Annotated in this window: 23 protein-coding genes and 2 pseudogenes; 18 read left to right on the top strand and 7 right to left on the bottom strand. The window is 71.7% G+C overall.

Annotation, left to right across the window (positions count from 1 at the left end; all coding sequences use genetic code 11):
• Positions 1–225: 225 nt before the first annotated feature.
• The 8 genes from HNQ79_RS03270 to HNQ79_RS03240 all read left to right on the top strand — a co-directional run bounded on the left by HNQ79_RS03270 (position 226) and on the right by HNQ79_RS03240 (position 6,799).
• Positions 226–1,011: an amino acid ABC transporter ATP-binding protein gene (locus tag HNQ79_RS03270; RefSeq protein ID WP_185026682.1), complete on the top strand. Its 786-nt coding sequence runs from the start codon at positions 226–228 to the stop codon at positions 1,009–1,011.
• Between the two features lie 114 nt (positions 1,012–1,125).
• Complete coding sequence (locus HNQ79_RS03265; protein ID WP_185026680.1) at positions 1,126–1,953, top strand: glutamate ABC transporter substrate-binding protein; 828 nt, start codon at positions 1,126–1,128, stop codon at positions 1,951–1,953.
• A gap of 77 nt (positions 1,954–2,030) precedes the next feature.
• Positions 2,031–2,705 (top strand): amino acid ABC transporter permease, encoded by a 675-nt coding sequence (locus tag HNQ79_RS03260; RefSeq protein ID WP_185026678.1) that lies wholly within the window; start codon positions 2,031–2,033, stop codon positions 2,703–2,705.
• Positions 2,702–3,586 (top strand): amino acid ABC transporter permease, encoded by an 885-nt coding sequence (locus HNQ79_RS03255; protein WP_185026676.1) that lies wholly within the window; start codon positions 2,702–2,704, stop codon positions 3,584–3,586. The genes HNQ79_RS03260 and HNQ79_RS03255 overlap by 4 nt, the downstream gene beginning before the upstream one ends.
• Before the next feature lie 307 nt (positions 3,587–3,893).
• The gene (locus HNQ79_RS03250; RefSeq protein ID WP_185026674.1) at positions 3,894–5,576 is read left to right on the top strand and encodes an FAD-dependent monooxygenase; all 1,683 of its coding nucleotides are present in this window, start codon (positions 3,894–3,896) and stop codon (positions 5,574–5,576) included.
• 32 nt (positions 5,577–5,608) lie between these two features.
• Entirely contained in the window at positions 5,609–5,695 is an 87-nt protein-coding gene (locus tag HNQ79_RS34415; RefSeq protein ID WP_311772284.1) for a putative leader peptide, read from the top strand.
• A gap of 130 nt (positions 5,696–5,825) precedes the next feature.
• Positions 5,826–6,383, top strand: coding sequence for a cupin domain-containing protein (locus HNQ79_RS03245; protein WP_373312471.1), 558 nt, complete (start codon positions 5,826–5,828; stop codon positions 6,381–6,383).
• Positions 6,380–6,799 carry a rhodanese-like domain-containing protein gene (locus HNQ79_RS03240; RefSeq protein WP_229923219.1) on the top strand — a complete coding sequence of 140 codons (420 nt, stop codon included), beginning with the start codon at positions 6,380–6,382 and terminating at the stop codon, positions 6,797–6,799. The genes HNQ79_RS03245 and HNQ79_RS03240 overlap by 4 nt, the downstream gene beginning before the upstream one ends.
• Before the next feature lie 148 nt (positions 6,800–6,947).
• Here HNQ79_RS03240 and recX read toward each other — a convergent pair whose 3' ends face one another.
• Positions 6,948–7,853, bottom strand: coding sequence for a recombination regulator RecX (recX, locus tag HNQ79_RS33455; protein ID WP_229923220.1), 906 nt, complete (start codon positions 7,851–7,853; stop codon positions 6,948–6,950).
• Between the two features lie 3 nt (positions 7,854–7,856).
• The gene (gene recA, locus HNQ79_RS03230; RefSeq protein ID WP_185026669.1) at positions 7,857–8,990 is read right to left on the bottom strand and encodes a recombinase RecA; all 1,134 of its coding nucleotides are present in this window, start codon (positions 8,988–8,990) and stop codon (positions 7,857–7,859) included.
• Positions 8,991–9,207: 217 nt separating this feature from the next.
• Between recA and HNQ79_RS03225 the strand changes: the two genes are divergently transcribed.
• The 5 genes and pseudogenes from HNQ79_RS03225 (at position 9,208) to HNQ79_RS03205 (ending at position 14,607) form a co-directional block, all read left to right on the top strand.
• Positions 9,208–10,413, top strand: a complete 1,206-nt coding sequence (locus HNQ79_RS03225) for a sensor histidine kinase (protein WP_185026667.1) — start codon at positions 9,208–9,210, stop codon at positions 10,411–10,413.
• Positions 10,410–11,120 (top strand): response regulator, encoded by a 711-nt coding sequence (locus HNQ79_RS03220; RefSeq protein WP_185026665.1) that lies wholly within the window; start codon positions 10,410–10,412, stop codon positions 11,118–11,120. The genes HNQ79_RS03225 and HNQ79_RS03220 overlap by 4 nt, the downstream gene beginning before the upstream one ends.
• A 156-nt stretch (positions 11,121–11,276) precedes the next feature.
• Entirely contained in the window at positions 11,277–12,632 is a 1,356-nt protein-coding gene (locus HNQ79_RS03215) for a cytochrome ubiquinol oxidase subunit I (protein WP_229923221.1), read from the top strand.
• 37 nt (positions 12,633–12,669) lie between these two features.
• Positions 12,670–13,446, top strand: coding sequence for a cytochrome d ubiquinol oxidase subunit II (locus tag HNQ79_RS03210; protein ID WP_185026663.1), 777 nt, complete (start codon positions 12,670–12,672; stop codon positions 13,444–13,446).
• Positions 13,447–13,517: 71 nt separating this feature from the next.
• Positions 13,518–14,607 (top strand): annotated as a pseudogene (locus HNQ79_RS03205) (MMPL family transporter).
• 20 nt (positions 14,608–14,627) lie between these two features.
• Here the strand turns inward: HNQ79_RS03205 and HNQ79_RS03200 are convergent.
• Together HNQ79_RS03200 and HNQ79_RS03195 are read right to left on the bottom strand one after the other, a co-directional pair.
• Complete coding sequence (locus HNQ79_RS03200; RefSeq protein WP_185027568.1) at positions 14,628–15,779, bottom strand: AI-2E family transporter; 1,152 nt, start codon at positions 15,777–15,779, stop codon at positions 14,628–14,630.
• Between the two features lie 182 nt (positions 15,780–15,961).
• Positions 15,962–16,156, bottom strand: a complete 195-nt coding sequence (locus tag HNQ79_RS03195; protein ID WP_185026661.1) for a DUF3046 domain-containing protein — start codon at positions 16,154–16,156, stop codon at positions 15,962–15,964.
• A gap of 79 nt (positions 16,157–16,235) precedes the next feature.
• Between HNQ79_RS03195 and HNQ79_RS03190 the strand changes: the two genes are divergently transcribed.
• Positions 16,236–17,150, top strand: coding sequence for a hypothetical protein (locus HNQ79_RS03190; protein ID WP_185026659.1), 915 nt, complete (start codon positions 16,236–16,238; stop codon positions 17,148–17,150).
• A gap of 24 nt (positions 17,151–17,174) precedes the next feature.
• Here the strand turns inward: HNQ79_RS03190 and HNQ79_RS03185 are convergent, their stop codons facing one another.
• Genes HNQ79_RS03185 through HNQ79_RS03175 form a run of 3 tightly spaced genes read right to left on the bottom strand, consistent with a single transcriptional unit; the run spans position 17,175 to position 19,135 of the window.
• Positions 17,175–17,483 carry an AzlD domain-containing protein gene (locus HNQ79_RS03185; protein WP_185026657.1) on the bottom strand — a complete coding sequence of 103 codons (309 nt, stop codon included), beginning with the start codon at positions 17,481–17,483 and terminating at the stop codon, positions 17,175–17,177.
• Positions 17,480–18,223 (bottom strand): AzlC family ABC transporter permease, encoded by a 744-nt coding sequence (locus tag HNQ79_RS03180; protein WP_185026655.1) that lies wholly within the window; start codon positions 18,221–18,223, stop codon positions 17,480–17,482. The genes HNQ79_RS03185 and HNQ79_RS03180 overlap by 4 nt, the downstream gene beginning before the upstream one ends.
• 36 nt (positions 18,224–18,259) lie before the next feature.
• Positions 18,260–19,135, bottom strand: a complete 876-nt coding sequence (locus HNQ79_RS03175) for an AraC family transcriptional regulator (protein WP_185026653.1) — start codon at positions 19,133–19,135, stop codon at positions 18,260–18,262.
• A 102-nt stretch (positions 19,136–19,237) separates the two neighbouring features.
• Here HNQ79_RS03175 and HNQ79_RS03170 point away from each other — a divergent pair, with 102 nt between their 5' ends.
• From HNQ79_RS03170 to HNQ79_RS34730, 4 genes and pseudogenes are all read left to right on the top strand, one after another.
• Entirely contained in the window at positions 19,238–23,971 is a 4,734-nt protein-coding gene (locus tag HNQ79_RS03170; RefSeq protein ID WP_185026651.1) for a DEAD/DEAH box helicase, read from the top strand.
• Between the two features lie 272 nt (positions 23,972–24,243).
• Positions 24,244–25,074 carry an Fpg/Nei family DNA glycosylase gene (locus HNQ79_RS03165; protein ID WP_185026649.1) on the top strand — a complete coding sequence of 277 codons (831 nt, stop codon included), beginning with the start codon at positions 24,244–24,246 and terminating at the stop codon, positions 25,072–25,074.
• Between the two features lie 62 nt (positions 25,075–25,136).
• Positions 25,137–25,286 carry an SDR family NAD(P)-dependent oxidoreductase gene (locus HNQ79_RS33445; RefSeq protein WP_229923223.1) on the top strand — a complete coding sequence of 50 codons (150 nt, stop codon included), beginning with the start codon at positions 25,137–25,139 and terminating at the stop codon, positions 25,284–25,286.
• A pseudogene (locus tag HNQ79_RS34730) lies at positions 25,283–25,393 on the top strand (3-oxoacyl-ACP reductase); the annotation flags it as partial. The gene HNQ79_RS33445 and the pseudogene HNQ79_RS34730, both read left to right, overlap by 4 nt.
• Positions 25,394–25,927: the final 534 nt, after the last annotated feature.

Genomic DNA, 25,927 nt, shown 5'->3' with positions numbered 1-25,927 from the left:
TTTGTGGCCCCAGGGCATCCACGCCGATGCGGACACTCTCCGTCAAGACCCTTCTCATCACGGCCTTGTTCCGTTATGGAGCCGGTATCCCCGCCAGGTGCCCCCTTCACGCAGAGTGTCCGGTTGAGGCCGGATCGTTATGCTCAATTTCCCCTCAGATGTACTGACGCTGGTAGCACTGGGTGACTAAGGTCCTCCCAACCGAGGAGGACGGAGCAAAAGCCGATGAGCGGAGTTTCAGTGACCAAGGGCGCCGAGGACGCGGTACCCGCGTCGACGGACCTGGTGGTCCTGAGCAACGTCAACAAGCACTTCGGCGCGCTGCATGTGCTCCAGGACATCGACCTGACCATCGCCCGTGGCGAGGTCGTCGTCGTCATCGGACCCTCCGGGTCCGGGAAGTCCACGCTGTGCCGCACCATCAACCGCCTGGAGACGATCGACTCCGGGGACATTCGCATCGACGGGAAGCCGCTGCCCCAGGAGGGCAAGGAGTTGGCGCGGTTGCGCGCCGACGTCGGCATGGTCTTCCAGTCGTTCAACCTCTTCGCCCACAAGACGATCCTGGAGAACGTCACGCTGGGCCAGGTCAAGGTCCGCAAGATGGACAAGAAGACCGCGGAGGAGAAGGCGCGCGCCCTGCTGGACCGGGTGGGCGTCGGCGCGCAGGCGGACAAGTACCCGGCACAGCTCTCCGGCGGTCAGCAGCAACGCGTCGCCATCGCACGGGCGCTGGCCATGGAACCGAAGGTCATGCTCTTCGACGAGCCCACGTCGGCGCTCGACCCGGAGATGATCAACGAGGTTCTGGAGGTCATGCAGCAGTTGGCGCGCGACGGAATGACCATGGTGGTCGTCACCCACGAGATGGGCTTCGCGCGTTCGGCGGCGAACCGGGTCGTCTTCATGGCGGACGGGAAGATCGTCGAGGAGGCCACGCCGGATCAGTTCTTCAGCAACCCTCGTAGCGATCGGGCCAAGGACTTCCTCTCGAAGATCCTTCACCACTGACGAATGCCGTTCGCTTCACGACGGTTGTCGGGCAGGATCCGGCCCGGAGGCCACAAAGGCCCCGATGACCCAAGCTCCACCTACGCGCTCTCATCGACGTAAGGGATGTTCACCATGAAGCTCCGCAGGATCAGCACCGCCGTCGCCGCAGCCGCGACCCTCGCTCTCGTCGCCACGGGCTGTGGCGGAGGAGGCGACAAGGGCAAGGATGGCGACAAGATCGTCATCGGTATCAAGTTCGACCAGCCGGGTCTCGGGCTGAAGACGCAGGACGGCAAGTACACGGGCTTCGACGTCGACGTCGCGCGGTACGTGGCCAAGGAGCTGGGTTACCCCGAGGACAAGATCGAGTTCAAGCAGGCGCCGTCCGCCGAGCGCGAGAACCTGATCAGCAACGGTGACGTGAAGTTCGTCGCGGGCACCTACTCGATCACCGACAAGCGCAAGGCGCGGGTCGACTTCGCCGGCCCATACTTCCTCGCCCACCAGGACCTGCTGGTCCGCGCGGACGACACCTCGATCACCAAGGCCACGGACCTCAACAACAAGAAGCTCTGCTCGGTCACCGGCTCCACCTCGGCGCAGAACGTCAAGGAGAAGCTGGCCCCCGAGGCCGACCTCCAGACGCTCGGCGGCTACTCGGAGTGCCTCAACGGTCTGCAGAACAAGACCGTCGACGCCCTGACCACGGACGACTCGATCCTCGCCGGTTACGCCGCCCAGAAGGAGCACCAGGGCAAGTTCAAGCTCGCCGGTCTCAAGCTGAGCGACGAGAACTACGGCATCGGTCTCAAGAAGGGCGACAAGGACCTTCAGGGCAAGATCAACAAGGCGCTCGAGAAGATGAAGTCCGACGGGTCCTGGGAGAAGGCCGTGAAGGAGCACTTCGGCCCGGCCAACTACAAGTACGAGCCCGCCCCGGAGATCACCGAAAAGGGCTGAGCAAGCAGTGACTGACGCGCCGCCGGCCCGGCCGGCGGCGCGCGCCACGATCCAACAAGGAGAGATCGCGGGGCATCGTGTTCGAATTTCTTACTTCCGGGCGGTACGACCTGCTCGGTGCCTTCTGGGTGACGGTTCAGCTCACCCTCTACTCGGCCGTCGGCTCCCTCGTATGGGGAACCCTGCTGGCTGGGATGCGGGTAAGTCCCGTTCCGCTGATGCGCGGCTTCGGCACCGCTTATGTGAACGTGGTCCGCAACACCCCGCTGACGATCATCATCGTGGGCTCCCTCCTCGGTCTGTACCAGACGCTCGGGTTCGAACTCGGCGCGGAACGTTCCGAGGACATCGGCTTCCGGCTGGCCGTACTCGGCCTGGTCGCGTACACCGGCACCTTCGTCTGCGAGGCACTGCGCTCGGGCATCAACACCGTTCCGGTCGGCCAGGCCGAGGCGGCCCGTGCGCTGGGACTCGGCTTCACCCAGGTACTGACGCTCATCATCCTTCCTCAGGCGTTCCGTTCGGTCGTCGCTCCGCTGGCGAACGTGCTGATCGCACTGACGAAGAACACCACGGTCGCCGCCGCGATCGGTGTCGCCGAAGCCGCGTACCTGATGAAGAACATGGTCGAGAACGAGTCCGACGCGCTCTTCGCCGTTTTCGGCGTCGTCGCACTCGGATTCGTCCTTCTCACCTTGCCCACCGGCCTGCTGCTCGGCTGGGTGTCCAAGCGAGTGGCGGTCAAGCGATGACTTCAGTCCTGTACGACGCTCCCGGGCCCGGCGCCAAGCGGCGCAACATCATCTACACGGTCGTCTTCGTGGTTCTCATCGGGCTGGCCGCCTGGTGGGTGCTGGCCACCATGGACGAGAAGAACCAGCTGGACGCGGACAAGTGGAGTCCCTTCGTCACGGACTCCCGGGTGTGGACCACCTTCCTGCTGCCGGGCCTGCTGGAAACCCTCAAGGCGGCAGCACTCTCCCTGGTGATCGCGCTGCCGCTCGGCGCCATCCTCGGCATCGGCCGCCTCTCGGACCACGCCTGGATCAGCGTTCCGGTCGGTGTCGTGGTCGAGTTCTTCCGGTCGATCCCCGTACTGATCATGATGGTGTTCGCCCATCAACTGTTCGTCCTTTTCAGCACCATCGACTCCGAGGTCCGCCCGCTCTACGCCGTGGTAACGGGCCTGGTGCTCTACAACGCGTCGGTCATCGCCGAGATCGTACGGTCGGGAATCCAGTCTCTGCCCACCGGTCAGACAGACGCGGCCAAGGCCATCGGCATGCGGAAGGGGCAGATGATGCTCTTCGTACTGCTGCCGCAGGCGGTCACCGCCATGCTGCCCGCTCTGGTCAGCCAGCTTGTGGTCATCGTCAAGGACACCGCGCTCGGAGGTGCGATTCTCGGTTTCAACGAGCTGCTCTTCCAGGTGCGCACCATCACGGCGAACTACGGCGCCAACACCATCGCCGCACTCACCGTGGTCGCCCTGATCTTCATCCTCGTCAACTTCGCCCTCACCAGCTTCGCGAGCTGGCTGGAGAGGCGGCTCCGCGAGGGGAAGAAGAGCACCGGCGCCATGGTCGACAGGAATGTGATCGACGCCGCTGGCGGCATGGGTGCCGCTCTCTGACCCACAGCCACGCCGACCCGCCCGGAAACTCCGGTGGTTCAAGCGACGTACGATGTCGCAGGAACCACCGGAGTTTCGCGTTTCCACCCCAGTAAGGCCGGCGTCCGAGGCCGCCCCGGCGCACCCGTGCGGCCCCCGGCACCCAGGCCCGACGCAGGTAGGCCCACGACCCCTGCCTCCGTCACTTGACGCAAGCACCCGCAGTGGGTTGCATACGTTCTGTGATCGAGCACCGTGTTTCCACTACCGCTTGTGCGGTTTGTCGTGCAGCTTTCCGCTTGTCCGTTCGGGGCGGAGGGTCCGCGTCGTGGACCCGGTGATCGTCGTCGGCGCCGGACCGGTCGGGCTCGCGCTCGCTCTGTCCCTCGCCGCACAGCACGTGCCTTCCGTCGTCCTCGACGAGGGCGACGGCACGGTGGAGCCGCGCACGGCCAGGACCGTCGTGCTGCGGCCGGACACCGCGGCGCTGGTCGCGCGGCTCGGCTGCGTCTCCGCCCGGGACGAGGGGGCGCACTGGTCGGGGTGGCGGTCGATGCGGCGCAAGCAGGTCGTCACCGAACTCACGCTCGGTGACGAAGGGGAGTTCCCCGGCGACGGATTCCCGGACAGCGGATACCTGTCTCCCCTGCACGTCCCCCAGCACACGCTCACCCGGGGGCTGTACGACGCCGCCGTCGCGCACCCCCTCGTCCAACTCGTCAGCAAGGCCCGCGTCGATACGATCGAGCAGGACGGCAAGGGCGTCACCGTCCACACCCGGGACCCCGGCCACCTGTACTGGCGCGGCAGTTACCTGGTCGGCTGCGACGGCGCCCGCTCCACCATCCGCAAGCTCTGCGGCATCCGCTTCGCCGGCCGCACCGCGGTCGAACGGCACGCGGTCGCGGCGTTGCACACCGAACTCCCGTGGCCGGACATGGCCGTGATGCACCGTCAGCCGCCGTGGCGTGGCGGCGGCCCCGAAGTCACGGCCCGTCCCCTCCCCGGCGACGTGTGGCGGCTGGACTGGCTGCTGCCTCCGCGCGGCGACCTCGTGACCCCCGACGCCCTCATCACGCGCATCCGCGACACCCTCGCCGGTTGGTGCGGCGAGACGCCGCCCTACGAGCTCATCGACACCGGCGTGTACACCCTGCACCACCGTCTCGCCCAGCGGTGGCGCGAGGGACGTTCGTTCCTCGCCGGGGACGCCGCCCACCTGCTGGGCGCGCTCGGCACCCAGGGCGTCGACGAGGGGCTGCGAGACGTCGAGAACCTCGCGTGGAAGCTCGCGCACGCCCTGCACCACGACGCCTCCGACACCCTCCTCGACAGCTACGAGCAGGAGCGGCGCACTGCCGTCGCCGCCCGGCTGCGCGCCGCCGACCAGGCACTTCCGATTCTGCGCGGCGGCCGGGGACTGCGCGCGGTGCTCCCGGGAGCGGCCAGGAGTCACGACGGCATGCTGGCGGACGGGCACCTGGGCGGCGGCGCGCTGGGCGCCCTGCCCGTGTACCGGCACTCCCCGCTGGCGGCCCCGCCGCACGGGGACGCGGACGCGGTCGTCGCCACCGAGCCCGGCGCACCGGTGGAGGACGTGCGGGTCACCGCGCCCGACGGCACCGCCGTACGGCTCCGGGACCGGTTGGGGCAAGCACACCTGCTGGTGGTGCTGGTCGCGCCGGGCACCGGGGTGTGGGACCGGCGGCACTGGATGACGGCGGGGGTGATGCCCCGGCTGGCGACGGCGGTCACCGCCCTGCCGGTACCGGCGGAATTGCTCGTCGCGGAGGGCTATCCCGGGGCGACGGCGCACACCGTACTGCTCGTACGCCCGGACGGGCACCTCGTCGCGGCCTTTGACGGGGTGCGTCCGGCGGAGCTGTACGCGGCGGCGGACGCGGCGCGCGGCGGCGAACCCGAAGAGCCGGACGCGCAGGAAGCGAAGGACCCGCAGGAGGACGTCTCCGTGGTTGCCGTGCCCGGCGATCGGACCGCGGACATCAATTGACCGGCCCAGGCGCACGTGGTGCACTCCGGAGCATGAGCGACACCGATGTGTGCCTGTGGCGGAGGGTCCATATGGACCTCGTCCGCTACGCGGGCTGCGTCTGTCGCCCGTCCTGCTGAATTCGCCTCTTTCCCTCGCGTGCGGTGTGCCGCTTCCGCCTCTTCGGGCTCCCTCTCCGGTGAGCTCGCCTTCGAGGCCGCGGCACGCGTGCGCGTTCGCGTTCGCGAACCTCTCAGGACGGTCTTTCCCGTGTCTCTTCCGGCATCCGTGTCCCTTCCCGTACCCGTACACCCTCCAGCGCGCGCCCGGACGGCCGCGCCGACCCCGGCCCAACTCCTCGCCTTCGTACGGCGAACCGCCGCCGACACCGTGCTCGTCGGTTCCCTGCCTCTCGATCCGCAGGGACGCACCTGGGCGCGTCTCGACGGGCCGGCCGGCAGCGAGGTCTGGCTCATCGGCCGGCCACCCGGGACCGGCGCCGGGTGGCACGACCACGGCGGCTCGCACGGCGCGTTCGCGACGGCGGCAGGTGCGCTGACCGAGCAGTCGCTCGCCGCCCGGCTCCCCACCCAGGGGTGGAAGACTCTGGAGCTGACCGAAGGGGTGGACCGGGAAAGGAAGTTGACGCCAGGTCAGGGCCGGTGCTTCGGTGAGCACCACGTGCACCAGGTGCTCAACGAGTCGCAGAGCACACACGCGATCTCGGTGCACGCCTACTATCCGCCGCTGCCGCTGATGCGGCGGTACAGCCGTACGGGCGGAGCACTGCGACTGGAGCAGGTCGAACGCCCGGAGGAGTGGCAGTGACGCGTGCGGAAGGGTGCCAGGCCCAGGTGGGAATCGACGAGTTGCTGGAGCGGGTACGCGCCGGCCTCGTCCGGGTCGGGCCGCACGAGGCGTACGAGGCGGCTGCCTCGGGCGCGCTGCTGGTGGACATCCGGTACGCGGCGCTGCGCGAGCGGGACGGGCTGATCCCGGGTGCCCTGGTCGTCGAGCGCAACGAACTGGAGTGGCGGCTCGACCCGCAGGGCAGTCATCGGCTGGCCGAAGCGACGGGGCACGACGTGCGGATCGTGGTGCTCTGCAACGAGGGGTACGCGTCGAGTCTCGCGGCAGCTTCCCTGCACCAACTCGGTCTGCATCGGGCCACGGACCCGACCGGCGGCTTCCAGGCGTGGCGGGCGGCGGGGCTACCGGTCTCAGAGGTACGGGGCGGGGCCTAGACATCCGCGAGTCGCACCGCGAGGTCGTGCACCTCAGGGCCGAGCACCTCGGGGCCGTGGACGGATGTCGGGCCGTGCGGCCGGACATCGTCCTGCGCCGGCGTCGCGCTGCGGGCCCACCGGGTGCAGTGGGCCCCGCGGCAGGGGGTCAGAACAATTCGGGGCCCAGGCCCTCCGGGTCCTCCCCCTCTTCCTCCAGTGCCCGCCGGACCACCCGTAGTGCGAGCCCCTCCGGGTAGCCCTTGCGGGCGAGCATTCCCGCGAGGCGGCGCACCCGTTTGTCCCGGTCCAGCCCCCGGGTGGAGCGGAGCTTGCGCGCGACGAGTTCGCGGGCGGTCTCCTCCTCCTGGTCGGAGTCGAGCTGTCCCACCGCCTCGTCGATCAGGCTCGGCTCCACACCCTTCGTCCGCAGCTCACGGGCGAGCGCACGGCGCGCCAGCCCCTTGCTGTGGTGGCGGGACTCGACCCAGGCGTCCGCGAACGCCGCGTCGTTGATGAGCCCCACTTCCTCGAAGCGGGACAGCACCTCGTCCGAGACGTCCTCGGGAATGTCCCGCTTGTGCAGGGCGTCCGCGAGCTGCTGACGGGTGCGCGGGGTGCCGGTGAGCAGGCGCAGACAGATCGCGCGGGCCTGCTCGGCCGGGTCCTGCGGCTTCTGGGCCCTGCCCCGGGGAGCCGGCTTGTCCGTGTCCTCCCCCGCATCGCGGTCGGAGTCCCGGGGAGAGCCGGAGCCCCGGGACCCCCAGGACGACCGGGACCCCCGGGAGCCCCTGCGACCCCTGCCGGGTGTCCCGAACCCCTCGGACGTGCCGGATGCCCGGTCCTCCGCGGAAGCACCGGTGCCCCCGGAACCTCGGAAGGCTGCCGAGCCCCCGTAGTCCCCCGGTTCCCGGGTACTCCAGGGGAGCCGGGGTGGCCCGTCGGGCTCCCCGGTCTCCCCCGCGCCGCCGTGTGCGCCACGCCCGCCGTACCCGGCGTCACCGGGTACGGCATGGCTGCCGCTTCCTTCGTGTGCGTCGTCCGTGCTGCCCGGCCAGTCCGTCCTCCGGGTCATGGACTAGCCCTTGGCTGCCGTGGTCTTGGCCGACTTCGCCTTGGCCACCGCCGGAGCCGGTACCGACTTCGCGTCGGGGGCCGCAGCGACACCCGCCGCGTCCGCGGCGGGCACCGCCTCGACGGCTTCCGGCTTGGGCTTGACGCCGACGCCCAGCTTCTCCTTGATCTTCTTCTCGATCTCGTCGGCGAGATCGGGGTTGTCCTTCAGGAAGTTGCGGGCGTTCTCCTTGCCCTGGCCGAGCTGGTCGCCCTCGTAGGTGTACCAGGCGCCCGCCTTGCGGACGAAGCCGTGCTCGACGCCCATGTCGATCAGGCCGCCCTCGCGGCTGATGCCCTGGCCGTACAGGATGTCGAACTCGGCCTGCTTGAAGGGCGGCGCGACCTTGTTCTTGACGACCTTGACGCGGGTGCGGTTGCCGACCGCGTCCGTGCCGTCCTTGAGGGTCTCGATGCGGCGGATGTCGAGCCGTACCGAGGCGTAGAACTTCAGCGCGCGGCCACCGGTCGTGGTCTCCGGCGAGCCGAACATCACACCGATCTTCTCGCGGAGCTGGTTGATGAAGATCGCAGTGGTGCCGGACTGGTGCAGCGCACCGGTGATCTTGCGGAGCGCCTGGCTCATCAGCCGGGCCTGGAGACCGACGTGCGAGTCGCCCATCTCGCCCTCGATCTCCGCACGCGGCACGAGCGCCGCCACGGAGTCGATGACGATCAGGTCGATGGCGCCGGAGCGGACCAGCATGTCCACGATCTCCAGCGCCTGCTCGCCGGTGTCCGGCTGGGAGAGGATCAGGTTGTCCGTGTCGACGCCGAGCGCCTTGGCGTACTCGGGGTCGAGCGCGTGCTCGGCGTCCACGAAGGCGACGGTGCCGCCGGCCTTCTGCGCGTTGGCCACGGCGTGCAATGTCAGGGTCGTCTTGCCGGAGGACTCCGGCCCGTACACCTCCACGACACGGCCGCGCGGCAGTCCGCCGACGCCGAGCGCGATGTCCAGGGCGGTCGATCCCGTGGAGATGACCTCGATGGGGTCGTTCGGCCGGTCGCCGAGGCGCATCACCGCGCCCTTGCCGAATTGTCGTTCAATCTGTGCGAGAGCGGCGTCCAGCGCCTTCTCGCGGTCGGTGCCTGCTGCCATGGGTTCCACCCGGTTTGCTTGATTCGATCGCTTCACGTCAATGACGCTAACGCCTGCCACTGACAATCGGCCTCGGCGTGCTCCTGACCTGTGGATAACCCCGGGAACCGCTGAGCTCACCAGCAGGCCGCATCCCTGATTTGAATAGATGTTCGATTTTGCTGTCAAGCGCGCCACGCCCGGCTTCCGGCCCCGGGCCCCCGCCTATCCTTCGAGCATGGCCCTCCCCTCCCGCGTCCGCGGGCTCCGCGCGTCCCCATGGCCCGCCGGGCGCGCGGCGGACGCCGCGGTGACGCTCGCCGCCGTCCTGCTGGTGACCGTCTGGACCCTGGTCGCGATGCGGTACGAGACGGAGACCGCGGGGCGCGCCCTGATCGGCTGGGCGCTGACCGCGGTGGGCTGCGGCGCGCTCTACTTCCGCCGCAGGTGGCCCGTCGCGGTGGCGGTCGTCACGCTGCTCGCCTGCGCCGCGTACTACCCGCTGAACGTCTACGACGGCCCGCTGATGGTCACCTTCGCGCTGGCGCTCTACACCGCGTCCGCCGAAGGCAGGCTCGTCCCCGCCGTCGCCCTCGCCGCCGCGACGCTGCTGGCCGTAGGTTTCGGTGAGGCGGGCCGGAGCGAGGGCCACCGCCAGGTCGACAACGTCTCCCTCGCCATGCTGGCCGGCTGGCTGATCAGCCTCGTCGCCCTCGGCCGCGTCCAGCACACCCGTGCCGCCTACCTGCACGAGGTGGAGCAGCGGGCGCTGGCCGCCGAGCGCGAGCAGGAGGCCAGGGCACGGCAGAGCGCCACCGAGGAGCGGCTGCGGATCGCCCGTGAGCTGCACGACGTGCTCGGGCACAGCATCTCGCTGATCAACGTCCAGTCGAGCGCCGTGCTGCACAAGCTCGGCAAGGGGCCCGACCCCGCCGTCGCGCTGGCCGCCGCCGAGGAGGCGCTGACCGCGGTGAAGGCCACCAGCAAGGACGCCCTGCGCGAGCTGCGGTCCACCCTGGGCATGCTGCGCCAGGCGGACGAGGCCGCACCGACCTCCCCCGTGCCGGGGCTCGACCGGCTCGACGCGCTCGTCGCCCGTGCCAGGGCCGCGGGCCTGGACGTCCGGACGCACGTCGAGGGCGCCCCGCGCCCCCTTCCTCCGCCGCTTGATCTGGCCGCGTACCGCATCGTGCAGGAGTCCCTCACCAACGTCACCCGCCACGCGCACGCGTGCCATGTCTCGATCACCCTCGGGTACGCCGACGACGCCGTACGCCTGACGATCGAGGACGACGGCGACGGCGCCCCCGACGCGCGGTCCACGGGCAGCGGCATCCTCGGGATGACGGAACGGGCCAGGGCGTTCGGCGGCGAACTGACCGCACACAACACGGCGGAGGGTTTCCGGGTCGAGGCCCGGCTGCCCCTTGAGGAGCACGCATGACGGGCCGTACGGCATACCCGGGGGCGGCAGGCAGGGACCGGGCGGTCCGGGTGCTGCTCGCGGACGACCAGACCCTCGTACGGGCGGGATTCCGCTCGATCCTCTCCGACGAGGACGACATCGAGGTGGTGGGCGAGGCGTCCGACGGCGAGCAGGCCGTGGCCCTGGCCCGCGAACTGCGCCCGGACGTCGTGCTGATGGACATCCGGATGCCCGGCACGGACGGGCTGGAGGCCACCCGCCGCATCCTCGCCGACCCGCGCCTGACGGAGGTACGGGTGGTCATCCTGACCACCTTCGACGTCGACGACTATGTGTACGGGGCGCTGCGCGCGGGCGCTTCCGGGTTCCTGCTCAAGGACACCGAGCCGATGGAACTGCTGCACGGCATCAGGGTGGTGGCACGCGGCGACGCGCTCCTCGCACCCGCGGTCACGCGCCGGCTGATCGCCGAGTTCGCCGGCCGGGTCAAGCAGCCGGATCCGAGCCCCCGCCTGAACGCGCTGACCGAGCGCGAGCGCGAGGTGATGGGCCTGGTCGGGGCCGGACTGTCCAACGACGAGATCGCCCGGCGGCTGGTCCTCTCCCCCGCCACCGCGAAGACGCACGTCAGCCGCATCATGACCAAGCTGGACGTACGGGACAGGGCCCAACTTGTCGTCCTCGCCTACGAGTCGGGGATGATCGTGCCGGGCTGGCTTGGGTAGCGCGTAGGGGAAGACCCCGAGCCGCTCCCGGGGTCTTCCCGCTTCCGGGGACAACTCACGGGGTACGTGCGGCGGACCGGCCGCAACCGGCGGGGTAGCGCAGGTGTCGCCGAGCGGCCGACGCCCCGCACCCTGCCGCGCGCCGACGCTGTGGGCGTGGCAGCACACATGCACGACCTCGTCGCACGGCACCTCCTCGCGCAGGCCCCTCCCGTACCGGATCCGGAGACGGTGGACCTCGCGCGGCTCCAGTTCGCCCTGACGGCGGGCGGGCACTTCCTGTTCGTCGCCCTCACGCTGGGGCTGGCGCTCGTCGTGGCGTGCCTCCAGACCCGGGCGACGTTCAGCCGCAGCGCACTGCACGCACGGATGGTGCGTTTCTGGGGGCAGTTGTACGTCATCAACTACGCGGTGGGAATCGTCACCGGCATCGTGATGGAGTTCCAGTTCGGGATGAGCTGGAACGGACTCACCCACTACGCGGGCAACGTCTTCGGGGCGCCCCTGGCGGTGGAGACGGTCGCCGCGTTCTTCGTGGAGTCGACGTTCCTGGGTCTGTGGATCTTCGGATGGCACCGCTTCAACCGGTGGGCGCACCTGGCGATGATCTGGGTCGTCACGCTGACCGCCCTGCTGTCGGCCTACTGGATCCTCGTCGCCAACGGATTCCTCAACCACCCCGTGGGGCACGCGGAGGAAGGCGGCCGGCTCGTACTGGCGGACGCCGGGGCGCTGATGACCAATCCCAGCACCCTGCTGGCCTTCGGGCACATCCTGGGCGGGGCGCTGCTGACGGCCGGGTTCTTCGTCGCGGGGGTGAGTGCGTACCACCTGTTCCGGCGCACGCCGGAGTGGGAGTTCTTCGGGAAGAGCCTGCGCATCGGGGTGTTCCTGGCGCTGCCCGCGCTGTTGGTGACGGCGGCCTTCGGCGGTGTGCAGTTCGCTGAGCTCGCCTCGCTGCAACCCATGAAATCGGCCGTATTCAGCCAGGAGGCCGCCGACATGGCACGCCTGCAGGCGGAGTTGACGGCTCGTTTCGGCCCCGGCGACTACGTGCCCTCCGAGGCGTGGACCAGGGGCGGCGGGCTGACGATGCTTATCTCGTTCGCCCTGATGCTGTACCTCGGCATCGGCAACGTCGTTCTCGCTTCCGTCAGGACGACGCTGTACCGGTTCCGACTCTGGCACCTGCTCCTGATGGCGTCCGTACCGCTGCCGTACCTCGCGATGATCAGCGGCTGGATCTTCCGGGAGGCCGGCCGGCAGCCCTGGGTGGTGTACGGGCTGCTGAAGACCGAGGACGCGGTCTCGGGGCTCTCGCCGGGCGCGATGCGGGCCTCGCTGATCACCTTCACCGTGCTGTTCGCGCTGCTGATCGCCGTGAACTGGTGGCTCCTGCTGCGCTGTGCGCGCCGGGGCCCCGTCGACGCCGGACTCGGCCACGACGACCGCGAGGACGCCGAGGAGCACACACACGGCTCCGCCGCACCGCTGCCGCTCGCACGTTACTGAGCACCTCCTGCCCTCCCCCTCCCTGAGGAGACCCGCCGTGGAAACCCTCGCTCTCACCCTGCTCGGCTTCTTCGCCGCCGGCTACTTCGTCCTCGGCGGAGCCGACATCGGCACCGGGATGCTCCTGGCCCGGCTGGGACGGAACGACGCCGAACGGCGCCTCGTACTGGCCTCCTTCGCCCCCTTCTTCCTCGGCAACGAGGTGTGGCTGATCGCGACGGCCGGGCTGCTCATCGGGGCCTTCCCCACCCTCGAAGGGGAGTTGCTGACCGGACAGTTCCTGGTCGTCCTGCCGCTGCTGACGGGCTGGGTGGTGCGCGACGCGGGGCTGTGGCTGCGCGGGCGCACCGGCGGGCGCGGGTGGCGGACGGTCTGCGACGCGGCGGTGGTGGGCGGGAGCTGGGCCGTCGCGCTGTCCTGGGGGTGGCTGCTGTGCGCACTGTTCACGGGGACGCCGGACAGGGTCGCGACGGGCCCGGTCGCCGTCCTGTGCGCCCTGGCGGTCGCCTCGCTGTTCGCGGTGCACGGGCTGGGGTTCGCGGCGCTGCGCCTGACGGGCGCGCCGTACGAGCGGGCCCGGCGGCTGGTCGGGCGCGGCGGTCCGTGGCAGTCGTTCGCCCTGACCTCCGTCCTGATGGCCGCGGTCGTCGTGTCCGCCGGTGCGGGGCTGCCGTGGGCCGCGTCCGCGGCGGACGGCGCGACGCTCTCGCTGCTCGTGCCCGCGCTGCTGGTGGTCACCGCCTTGCTGGTCGTCGTCCAGGCGTGGATGTGGCACGCCTTCCGGAAGCGGGTGACCCGCCCCTCGTACCTCTGAAGCACCGCGCCCGAACGCCGCGGGCATCCCTGCCGCCCCCCTTTGCCTCTCCATCCTCTTGAGAAGTTCGTATGACCACCCTGGGCAAACAACCGCCACCGACCCGCCGTGGCAGCGTCTTCGAGCGCCTCGCCGCCTTCTCGCACACGCACCGCCGGCGCGCGCTCGTCGTGTGGGTGGTGCTGGTCGCCGCGCTCACCGGTGCTTCCGTGACCGTCGGCAGCGCCTACCACAACGACTTCTCGCTGCCCGGCACCGACTCCCACCGGGCACAGTCCGTACTGGAGGAACACGGGTCGGCGCAGGCGGACGCGACCCTGCAGGTCGTCGTCGGGGCGCCGCGGGGCATCGCCGACCCCGCGGTGCGCGGCAGGGTCGAGGGGATGCTCCGCGAGGTCTCCGGGCTGCCCCGGGTCGTGGACGTGCGCAGCCCGTACGAGGACCGGGCGGCCGTCTCCGGGAGCGGGACCGTCGCGTACGCCACGGTGACGCTGGACGGACGGGAGCAGGATGTTCCCGCCGAGGACGTACGCCGAGTCATCGCGGCGGTCGACGCCGTCGACGGCGAGGGGGTCACGGCGGCGGTCGGAGGCGGCGCGGCCCGTAACGCGGAGGAGGGCGGGGGCGGGGCGGCCGAGGGTGCGGGCGTCCTGGGCGCGCTCGTGATCCTGGTGTTCCTCTTCGGTTCGCTGATCGCCGCGAGTCTGCCGGTGCTCACCGCCCTGTTCGCGGTGGGCAGTTCGGTGGCTCTGATCGCGCTCGCCTCGCATCTGGCGAACGTCGCCGACTTCACCCCGCCGATCATGATGCTGGTGGGGCTGGGCGTCGGCATCGACTACGCGCTGCTGATCTTCTCGCGCTACCGGAGCGAGCTGCTCAAGGGCGCCGTGTCGGAGCAGGCCGCCGGAACCGCCCTGGACGCGGCCGGCCGTACGGTGTTCTTCGCGGGCTGCACGGTGATCATCGCCCTGATGGGCCTGGTCGCACTGGGTGCTCCAGCAGTTCGGCCTGGGCCTGGCGGTGGCGATCCTGTTGGACGCCGTGGTCATCCGCTGCCTGATCGTGCCCGCGGTGATGCAACTGCTGGGCCGGCGTGCGTGGTGGCTGCCCCGCCCGCTGCGCCGGCTGCTCCCGAAGGCGGAACTCCAACGCCATCCGTAGGCGCGGCCGGACGCCGTCGCTCAGTCGGCGTCCTCCCGAGCGGGGGGCGGGGGCTGGGCGTCGCGGCTGCGGTTCAGGGCGGCGCGCATCCGTGCCAGGGCCGAGGCGCGCCTGCTGCGGTGGTGGCCCTGTACCCGCGGGTCGTCGGTCACGTCGTACCGCTTCACGTACGCCCCCAGGAAGGCCTGGAGCGTGGCGACGGCGGGGATCGCGATGAGCGCGCCGACCGCGCCCATAAGGGCCGTACCTGCGACGACCGAGCCGAAGGCGACGGCCGGGTGGATGTCGACGGTCTTCGCCGTGAGCTTGGGCTGCAGGAGGTAGTTCTCGAACTGCTGGTAGACGACCACGAAGCAGAGCACCCACAGCGCGTACCAGGGGTTCTCCTTGAAGGCGATCAGCATCGGCAGCGCACCCGCCAGGTAGGTGCCGATGGTCGGGATGAACTGCGAGATCAGCCCGACCCACACGGCGAGCGCCGGGGCGTACGGCACTCCGAGGGCCACCAGCAGGATGTAGTGCGCGACCCCCGAGATCAACGCCATCAGTCCGCGCGAGTACAGGTAGCCGCCGGTCTTGTCGACGGCGATCTCCCAGGCCCGCAGCACCTCCATCTGGCGGGCGGGCGGCAGTACGGAGCACAGCGCGCGGCGCAGCCGGGGGCCGTCGGCTGCGAAGTAGAACGAGAACAGAAAGATCGTCAGCAGTTTGAACAGGCCGCCCAGCACGGTCGTCGAGACGTCGAGAACGCCGCTCGCACTGTTCTGCACGTACTTCTGGAGCCAGTCGGAGCGCAGCAGGCTGTCCTGCACCTCGACCCTGGACAGGCTGGTGCGGAAGATCTGGTTGACCCAGCTGATCACCGAGTCGAGGTACTTGGGGAACTCCCCGACCATCTCCACGATCTGTCCGGCCAGCATCGAACCGAGCATCACGACGAAACCGACGCCCACGACCATGACGCCGAAGAACACCAGGAAGGTGGCGAGGCCTCGGCGCATGCCGCGGGCCGCCATCCGGCCGACCGCGGGCTCCACCGCGAGGGCGAGGAAGAAGGCGATCACGATGTTCAGCAGGAGGCCGATGAGCTGGTGGAAGGCCCAGTCGCCGAGCTGGTAGCAGGCGTAGAGGGCCAGTCCGAGCACCATGGCGCGCGGCAGCCACCGGGGCATCCGGGCCGGGCCGACGGGGGGCGCGGTGCTCGGCCGGTCGGGTTCCGCGGCTTTCGCCTGGTCCTGGGCGGTCTCGTCTGTGGGGGCCACGGGGCCAAGTGTCACTCATGAGTGCGAGGGGGGCGTACCCGTGTCGCCGGGTGGGCGGTCCGGCGTTCGGCTCGTGGCAGGCGCCGCGCGGTTCAGCGCATGCTCTGCGGGACGTCCATGGCGGTGCACACGGCGTGCCACACGGTCTTGGCGTCCCAGCCGGCGTCGAGCGCCTCGTGCACCGTCCGGCCGCCGAGTGCGGACATCACGTGGTCACGGGCGAAGGAATCGGCGTAGCTCTCGCCGAAGTGCGCCGCCATCCGCTCCCAGAAAATCGTCAACCGCATGACACCAGTATCGCGCCCCTGAGAGTGCACGGTGGTCCGCGCCCCTTGCCTCAAGCGCTTTCCGCCCTACCGTCGGCACATGGCTGGAAATGGAGAGTCCTCCCTCGCCCGTGCCGGACAGTTCGTGTGGTTGACCGCACGGGTGCTGGAGCAGCGGCGCTTCGCGTACCACTTCCTGGACGGCGGCGCGGATCCGGTCGAGACCGCGCTCGCCGCGTACGCGGGTGGGGACGGGGGTTTCGGCCACGCCCTGGAGCCCGACCTGCGGGGTCCGGTGAGCCAGCCGCTGCACACGGCGCACGCGCTGCGGGTGCTGGAGACGATCGGCCGGTGCCGCGGCCCGCGGGTGGAGCGTGTGTGCCGCTATCTGACGGAGGTCTCGGCGAAGGACGGCGCGCTGCCGGCGGTGCATCCCTCGCAGCGCGGCTATCCGGCGGCGCCTTTCGTGCCCGTCGTCGACGATCCGCCGAGCGAACTGCTGGCCACGGGGCCGGTGGTCGGCGTGCTGCACCGGAACGAGGTGTGGCACGCCTGGCTGTTCCGGGCCACCGACTTCTGCTGGGCGGCGGTCGAGTCGCTGGAGACCTCCCACCCGTACGAGGTGCAGGCTGCGGTCGCCTTCCTGGACGGTGTCCCGGACCGCCCGCGGGCCCGGGCGGCGGCGGACCGGCTCGGGCGGCTGGTGCGCTCCCAGCGGCTCGTGGTGCTCGACCCGTCGCGGCGCGAGGAGGTTCCGGTGGCTCCGGGGTACGCCCCGGGCGAGCACCATTTCGCGTACGACTACGCGCGCGAGCCGCAGTCGCTGGCGCGCGGCTGGTTCACCGACGAGGAGATGGCGCGCTCGCTGGACTTCCTGGCGGCCGAGCAGCAGGAGGACGGCGGCTGGCCGGTCCGGTGGCGGGTGTGGGCGCCGGGGACCGGCCTGGAGGCGCGCCCGCTCGTCACGATCGAGGCGCTGCTGACGCTGCGCGCGTACGGCAGGGAGATCGGCTGAGGCGCGCCTCGCCGCGGGCGGTGTTCAGCCTCCGAGGACGCGCGCCCCCGCGGTCACGGCGACCGCCGCACCGACCACGACCAGGAACGGCGCCCGCAGCACCAGCGCGACGGCGGCGGCGACCAGCCCGGCTGCCCGCGCGTCCAGCACCAGGTGCTGCCCCGTGGCGAAGGTCTGCTGCGCGGTGAGCGCGGCCAGCAGGGCGACCGGCAGGAGGGCGGCGAGCTTCTGGACGAGCGGCCTCTCCAGTGCGGTCGCGGGCACGAGCAGCCCGAGCAGTTTGGCGAAGTAGCAGCCGGCGGCGGTGGCCAGAATGGCGATCCAGACGCTCAACGGACGTCCTCCTTCGGAATGTGCGTCCGACGCTCACCGCGCCCTTTGAGGAAGAGCACCAGCGGCGCGGCCAGCGCGGCGACCAGTACGGTCACACCGCCGGGCAGCACGGGCAGCAGTCCGAGCCCCAGCAGCACGGCGAGTCCCGCGACCAGGCGTTCCGTCGCCGTGCGCAGCATCGGACCGAGCAGTGCGAGGAAGACGGCCGGTCCGGCGGCGTCCAGCCCCCAGGCGTTCGTGTCCCCGATGGCCTCCGCGCCCAGCGCCCCGAGCAGCGTGGTGAGGTTCCACAGCACGTAGAGGGTGAGCCCGGTGACGGTGAAACCGATGCGCGCACGGCGCCGGGTGGGCTGGGCGAGCGCGACGGCCGCCGTCTCGTCGATGACCGCCTGTGCCGCGAGGGGGCGTACGAGGCGGGGCAGCGCGAGCAGTTGCGAGAGGCGCAGTCCGTAGAAGGTGTTGCGGACGCCGAGGAAGAAGGCGCCGGCCGCCGCGGCGAGCGGGTTGCCTCCTGCCGCGAGCGCCCCCACGAGTGCGAACTGCGAGGCGCCGGTGAACACCAGCAGGCTGAGCGCGCAGGTCTGCGCGAGGGTGAGCCCGGCGCCTGCCGATGTCACTCCGAAGGCGAAGCCGGAGAGCCCGACGGCGAAACCGACGCCGAGTGCGTCCCCGACGACGGCGGAGTCCGTCTTGGCTCGGCTCCGCACACTCCTGATCCTGTTGTCCGTATGTCCTGACATTTCGGGGATGCTGTCTGATCTGCCACACCGGGGACGCTACGAGGGCGGGGGGCCGCCGGTCTTGTACGTTCTTGCACGCTCGCGGCGGTAGGCGCCCGGCGGCACCCCGACGATCCTGGTGAAGTGCCGGTTGAGGTGCGGCTGGTCGGAGAAGCCGACCGCCAGGGCGGCGTCCGCGGGGGTCGCGCCGGCGTCCAGGAGGAGCCGCGCACGCTGTACGCGCGCGTTGGTGAGCCAGGTGTGCGGAGGCAGTCCGTACGCGGCCTTGTAGGCACGCAGCAGCGCGAAGGGGTCGGTCCCCAGTTCGTACGCCAGGCCTTCCAGCGGCGGCGGCCGGTCCATCCGTTCCAGCAGGATTTCCCGGGCCGCCGCAGCGGTGCGGGCAGCCGCGGCGCCGGACCTGCGGACCGGCAGGGAAAAGCCGTGCAGACGCAGCATCCGGGCGAGCGCGATCCGGACCAGGCTGTCGGCGGCGAGCGCGTTGCCCTCCTCGGCCGCCCGGTGCACCTCGTGGATGAGCCGGGAGGTCTCCTGGTCCTCGACGATGGTCTCGGCGAACCCCGGGGTGCCGCGCAACGTCGTGATCTCCGCGGCCACCTCCGCGACCAGGTCCCGCGACGGGTAGAGCGTGGCGTACGACCAGCCCTCGGGGACGCCGGCGCGGGCCGAGTGCGGCACCTCCGGGTTGATCATGACGACGCTGCCGGGCACTGCGCTGATCGTGCCGTCCGGCATGCGGACGTCCTCGATGCCCCGGCGGACCGCGCCGAGCACGTACCCCTCGTGACTGTGCCGCGCGAACGAGTGCCGGACGTAGCAGGCCCGCAGCAGGTCGAGGCCGGGGACGCCGGGGCAGTGCCAGTGCCGCGCCCACTCGCCGTCGCGGCCGGTGGCCGTCGCTGCCCTCTCCATTCGCCCATTCTGCGCCCTGCGCCACGCCCCTGACCTGCGTGTCCGCGCTGCGGACGGGATGTGGGCGGCCGATTGTCAGTGGTGGGGTGCACGATGGGGACCATGGTGAGGACAGCGCTCGACTCGTTCTCCCCCGCGACCAGGGGCTGGTTCACGGGGGCCTTCCGTACGCCCACGGCGGCCCAGGAGGGCGCCTGGAACGCCCTCGCCGAGGGCTCGGACGTGCTGGTGGTGGCTCCGACCGGCTCGGGCAAGACCCTGGCCGCGTTCCTCGCCTCGCTCGACTCCCTCGCATCCACTCCGCCGCCCGCGGACGCGAAGAAGCGCTGCCGGGTGCTCTACATCTCGCCGCTGAAGGCCCTCGCGGTGGACGTCGAACGCAACCTGCGCAGCCCGCTCACCGGCATCCGCCAGGAATCCGTCCGGCTCGGGCTGCCCGAGCCGGACATCAGGGTCGGCATCCGCTCCGGCGACACCCCGCCCGCCGAACGCCGGTCGATCGCGACGAAACCGCCGGACATCCTCATCACGACCCCCGAGTCGCTGTTCCTGATGCTCACCTCCTCGGCCCGCACCGCCCTGGAGGGCGTCGAGACGGTGATCCTGGACGAGGTGCACGCGGTCGCGGGCACCAAGCGCGGCGCCCATCTCGCCGTGTCGCTGGAGCGGCTGGACGAACTGCTGCCCCGCCCCGCCCGCCGCATCGGCCTGTCCGCCACGGTCCGCCCGGTGGACGAGGTGGCCCGTTTCCTGTCCCCGCAGCGCAAGGTCGAGATCGTCCAGCCACCGTCCACCAAGGTCTTCGACCTGTCGGTGGTCGTGCCCGTCGAGGACATGGGCGAGTTGGGCGGCTCGCCCGCCAAGGAGGACGACCAGGGCGACAAGCCCTCCATCTGGCCGCAGGTGGAGGAGCGCATCGCCGACCTCGTCCAGGCGCACCGCTCGACGATCGTCTTCGTCAACTCCCGCCGCCTCGCCGAGCGCCTGTGCAACCGCCTCAACGAGATCGCGTACGAGAGGGCCACCGGCGAAACGCTCCCCGAGGGCAGCTCTCCTGCCGAACTCATGGGCCAGTCGGGAGCGGCCCAGGGAGCCCCGCCGCTGCTGGCCCGCGCGCACCACGGCTCGGTGTCCAAGGAGCAGCGCTCCCTCGTCGAGGAGGACCTGAAAGCGGGGCGGCTGCCCGCCGTCGTCGCCACCTCCAGTCTCGAACTCGGCATCGACATGGGCGCGGTGGACCTGGTGATCCAGGTCGAGTCGCCGCCGTCCGTCGCCTCCGGTCTCCAGCGGGTGGGCCGCGCGGGCCACCAGGTCGGGGCGGTCTCGACGGGCGTCGTCTTCCCCAAGTACCGGGGCGATCTGGTGCAGGCCGCCGTGGTCACCGAGCGGATGCGCAGCGGCGACATCGAGTCCCTGCGCATCCCGGCCAACCCCCTCGACGTCCTGGCCCAGCAGCTCGTCGCCATGGTCGCCATGGACATCTGGCAGGCCGACGACCTCCTCGCGCTGGCCCGGCGCGCCGCGCCCTTCGCGTCGCTGCCCGAGTCCGCGTTCACCGCAGTCCTGGACATGCTCGCCGGACGCTACCCGTCCGACGCCTTCGCGGAGCTGCGCCCGCGCGTCGTCTGGGACCGCATCGCCGGTACGGTCACGGGCCGGCCAGGGGCGCAGAGACTCGCCGTCACCTCCGGCGGCACCATCCCCGACCGGGGCCTGTTCGGCGTCTTCCTGGCCGGATCCGACCCGAAGAAGGGCGGCGGCCGGGTCGGCGAACTCGACGAGGAGATGGTCTACGAGTCCCGCGCGGGCGACGTCTTCACCCTGGGCACGACCTCCTGGCGGATCGAGGACATCACCCGCGACCGGGTGCTGGTCTCCCCCGCCCCCGGAGTGCCGGGCCGGCTGCCCTTCTGGAAGGGCGACCAGCTCGGCCGCCCCCTCGAACTGGGCCGGGCGCTGGGCGCTTTCCTCCGGGAGATCGGCCACCTGGCACCCGACGCGGCCCGTAGCCGGCTCCAGGCCGCCGGCCTGGACGACTGGGCCGCCGACAACGTCCTGTCGTACCTCGACGAGCAGCGCCGCGCCGCCGGCCACGTTCCGGACGACCGCACGATCGTCGTCGAGCGCTTCCGCGACGAGCTGGGCGACTGGCGGGTCGTCGTCCACTCGCCGTTCGGCGCCCAGGTGCACGCCCCGTGGGCGCTCGCCCTCGGGGCCCGCCTCTCCGAGAAGTACGGCATGGACGCCCAGGTGATGCACGCGGACGACGGCATCGTGCTGCGCCTGCCGGACGCGGACCTGATGGGGCTCGACCTCATGGGGCTGGACCCGCTCGACGAGCCGGCCCCGGCGGCGCCGCTCGGCCCGCTGGGCAGGGAGTACGACAACGAACAGGCCCCCATCGGCGCTTCCGACACACTGTTCGACAAGGGCGAGGTCGCCCAGATCGTCACGGACCAGGTCGGCGGCTCCGCCCTGTTCGCCGCCCGCTTCCGCGAATGCGCGGCCCGCGCGCTGCTCCTGCCCCGCCGCACCCCCGGCAAGCGCACCCCGCTCTGGCAGCAGCGTCAGCGCGCCTCCCAGCTCCTCCAGGTGGCGAGCGAGTTCGGTTCCTTCCCGATCGTGCTCGAAGCCGTCCGGGAGTGCTTGCAAGATGTCTTCGACGTACCGGGCCTGACGGAGCTGATGGGCGACATCGAGGCCCGCCGGGTCCGCCTCGTCGAGGTCACCACACCCGAACCGTCCCCGTTCGCCCGCTCCCTCCTCTTCGGCTACGTGGCGCAGTTCCTGTACGAGGGCGACTCCCCCCTCGCGGAACGGCGCGCGGCGGCCCTCTCCCTCGACTCCCGGCTCCTCGCCGAGCTGCTCGGCCAGGCGGAGCTGCGCGAACTGCTCGACGCGGAGGTGCTCGCCCAGCTGGAGCAGGAACTGCGATGGCTCACCGAGGACCGCCGCGTCAAGGACGCCGAGGGCGTCGCCGACCTGCTGCGGATCCTCGGACCGCTCACCACCGCCGAACTGACCGCCCGCGGCGCGGACCCGCAATGGCCCGCCGACCTCGCCGACGCGCGACGTGCGATCCGCGTCCGGATCGCCGGGGAGGACCACTGGGCGGCCGTCGAGGACGCGGGCCGCCTGCGCGACGCCCTCGGCACGGCGCTCCCGGTGGGCGTCCCGGAGGCGTTCACCGAACCGGTCAAGGACCCGCTCGGCGACCTCCTGGCCCGGTACGCCCGTACCCACGGTCCTTTCACGTCCACCACCGCCGCCTCCCGCTTCGGCCTCGGCACCGCGGTCACCGACGGCGCCCTGCACCGCCTCGCCGCGAACGGCCGGGTCGTCCAGGGCGAGTTCCACCCGGCGGGCATCGGCCAGGAGTGGTGCGACGCGACGGTCCTGCGACGACTGCGCCGCCGCTCCCTTGCCGCACTGCGCCAGGAGCTGGAGCCGGTCGCCCCCGCGGCCCTCGCCACCTTCCTCCCCCAGTGGCAGAACTACGGGAGCACGGGCGCGGGCACTCTGCGCGGGATCGACGGGGTCGTGCGGTGCGTCGAGCAACTGCAGGGAGCACCCGTCCCGGCCTCCGCCCTCGAAAAACTCGTCCTCCCCTCCCGCATCACCGGCTACACCCCCGCCCTCCTCGACGAACTCACCACCACCGGAGAAGTGGTCTGGGCCGGGGCGGGCGCGCTGCCGGGGAAGGACGGCTGGGTCTCGCTCTACCTCGCCGACACCGTCCCCCTCCTCCTCCCGCCGCCCCACCCGCTCGAACTGTCCGCACTGCACGAGTCCGTCCTCACCACGCTCTCCGGCGGGTACGGACTGTTCTTCCGCCAGATCGCCGACCAGGTCCGCGCCACCACCCACCCCGCGGCCACCGACCCCCAACTGGCCGACGCCCTCTGGGACCTGGCCTGGTCGGGCCGCCTCACCAACGACACCCTCGCTCCGCTGCGCGCCCTCCTCGGATCGGGGCGCACGGCGGGCGCCACCGCGCACCGCGCCAAACGCAGCATCCCGCGCGGCCGTTACGGCTCCCTGTCCGCGTCCGCCCGCCCGGTCTCCCGCACCGGCCCGCCCACGGTCGCGGGCCGCTGGTCGCTGCTCCCGTCCCAGGAGCCGGACGCCACCCACCGCGCGCACGCGCTCGCCCGAACGCTTCTCGACCGGCACGGCGTCGTGACCAGGGGCGCGGTAGCCGCCGAGGGCGTGGAGGGCGGCTTCTCGGCCGTCTACCGCATCCTCGCCGCGTTCGAGGACAGCGGGCAGGCGAGGCGCGGTTACGTCGTCGAGGGCCTCGGCGCGGCCCAGTTCGCCATGGACGGCGCGGTCGACCGCCTCCGCGCGGCCGCGACCGCCCGAGAACGCTCCGAGGGGGACGCCCCGCACCGGGCAGTCGTCCTGGCCGCCGCCGATCCCGCCAACGCGTACGGCGCGGCTCTCCCCTGGCCGGAACCTCCCGCGGGCGTCACGCACAAGCCCGGCCGCAAAGCGGGTTCCCTCGTCGTCCTGGTCGACGGCGAACTGACCCTCTACATGGAACGCGGCGGCAAGACCCTCCTCGCGTGGGCCGAGCACGGGTCAGCGGCCTCCGTTCCCGAGATCGCGCTCGATCCCGTCCCGGGCGCACCGCACGCCCCCGACACCGCGGAAGCGCCCGACGCACGCCTGCGCGCCGCAGCCGAAGCGCTCACCGCCTCGGCCCGCGCCGGAGCACTGGGCACCGTCACCGTCGAACGCATCAACAACACCTCCGCCCTGACGTCCCCCCTGGGCCGCGGCCTGGAGGCGGCCGGCTTCCACGCCACCCCCAAAGGCCTCCGCATCCGGCCCTGACCCTCGCCCACCCCTCCCCAAGGCCCGGGAACCGCGCACCCCGCCGCCCCGCGAACACGCCCACGCCGCCCTGTGCTTCGCCCGCACGCACCGCCAGGGCACCACAGACCACCCCCGGGGCCCCACACCCGCCCAGGCACCCCGGCACGCCCCCGCCCCCGGCGCCCCTCACCACCCCTCACCGCTGTGCCAGCTCCATCTCCCGTCCCCAAGCCCCTCCCCAGAACACCGTCGAGGCCGCCCCCGTCCGCCCCGCCCCGCATCATGGAGTCATGCCCGAAGGAGACACCGTCTGGCTCGCCGCCCACCGCCTGCACGCCGCCCTGGCCGGCCGCCCCCTCACCCGCTCCGACCTACGCGTCCCCCGGTTCGCCACCTCCGACCTGACGGGCCGCGAGGTTCTCGACGTCACCCCGTACGGCAAGCACCTCCTCGCACGGATCGAGGGCGGCCTCACCCTCCACTCGCACCTGCGCATGGACGGCTCCTGGCGGATCTTCGCCCCCGGCGAGCCCTGGCGCGGCGGCCCCTCCCACCAGATCCGCGCAGTCCTCCAGAACGCGGACGCGACAGCCGTCGGCTACCGCCTCCCCGTCCTCGAACTCCTGCACACCGCCGACGAGCCCACCGCCATCGGCCACCTCGGCCCGGATCTCCTGTCCCCTTTCTGGGGCGAGCCGCTCCAGGACGAGGCCGTCCGCAACCTCCTGGCCGTTCCCGACCGCGCCGTGGGGGAAGCCCTCCTCGACCAACGCAATCTCGCGGGCATCGGCAACGTCTACAAGTCCGAACTCTGCTTCCTCGCGCGGGTCACCCCGTGGCTCCCGGTCGGCGACCTCGCTCCCGACCTCCCGGTCCGGCTCGTCGCCACCGCCCACCGCCTCCTGGACGTCAACAAGGACCGCACGGACCGCACCACCACTGTTCCGCGCACCGCCCCCCTCCCCCGCCGCATGTCCACCGACCGTCTCTACGTCTACGGCCGGGAGTCGCGTCCCTGTCTCCGCTGTGCCACCCCGATCCGCAAGGCCGACCAGGGCGACGGCTCCCGCGAGCGTCCGACCTACTGGTGCCCGAACTGCCAACATGGCCCGGTCAACTGACGCTCCATCAGCTCCGGGCTTACGGTCGCTCCACGCCCCTCTGGGAACGAGGCGCGCCACCCTTGCGGCGGTCGGCGTACGACTTCGCCGACCGCACCGCGTTCATCACCGGCGCCGCCGGCGGCATCGGCCGCGCGACCTCCGTCCTCCTGGCCGAAGCGGGCGCCACCGTCCACTGCGCGGACCGAGACGTGGACCCGTACCCCCCATGACCGCCCGGCACGATCCCCCCCCAGCAGCGCGCGGAAGCTCCGTGACCCGCATGACCCCGCTCGGCCGCGTCGGTGAGCCCGAGGACGGCGCCCACGCGATCCTGTACCTCGCCTCGGATGCCGCCGCGTTCACGACCGGCCAGATCCTTTGCCCCAACGGCGGCGTCGCGGTGCCCCGGTGCACACCCCCGGGCTCGCGCCCGCCACCGGGCGTCGCGCGCCCGCCCCGGAGACACCCGCCCCGCCCCCCGCCAACCCGGCCCCCCTCCCCCCGCCGGCAGCCGCCCCGCGCCCCGTCGGCCCCCGTGCCGCCACATGCACCGGCAGCAGGCTCAACCCCCACCCGCCGGCCGCCACCGCGCCCTCCACCAGGCCGGCCCTCCCGGGCACCAGCACCAGTCGCAATACCGCCCACCACCACACCGCCCCGAGCACCAGCCCCAGGGCTCCCAGCGCCGCTCGGCGCACGCCCCGCACATCCCGCACACCCTTGCCGCCCAAGAAGTCGCGCCACACCATGGCTGCCTCCTCCGACCGACGTTAGACGCGGGCTTTCCCGTACGGGAGGGCGCACCGGAAGCACCGGGAGCCTCTCAATGCCCCCCTGCGCCACCGGCGCGCCCCGCACCCCGTACGCCTCG

Origin of the sequence: Streptomyces candidus, assembly GCF_014207445.1 — a bacterium.
Classification (GTDB): Bacteria; Actinomycetota; Actinomycetes; order Streptomycetales; family Streptomycetaceae; genus Streptomyces; species Streptomyces candidus.
This window is presented reverse-complemented; position numbering and strand designations above follow the sequence as displayed.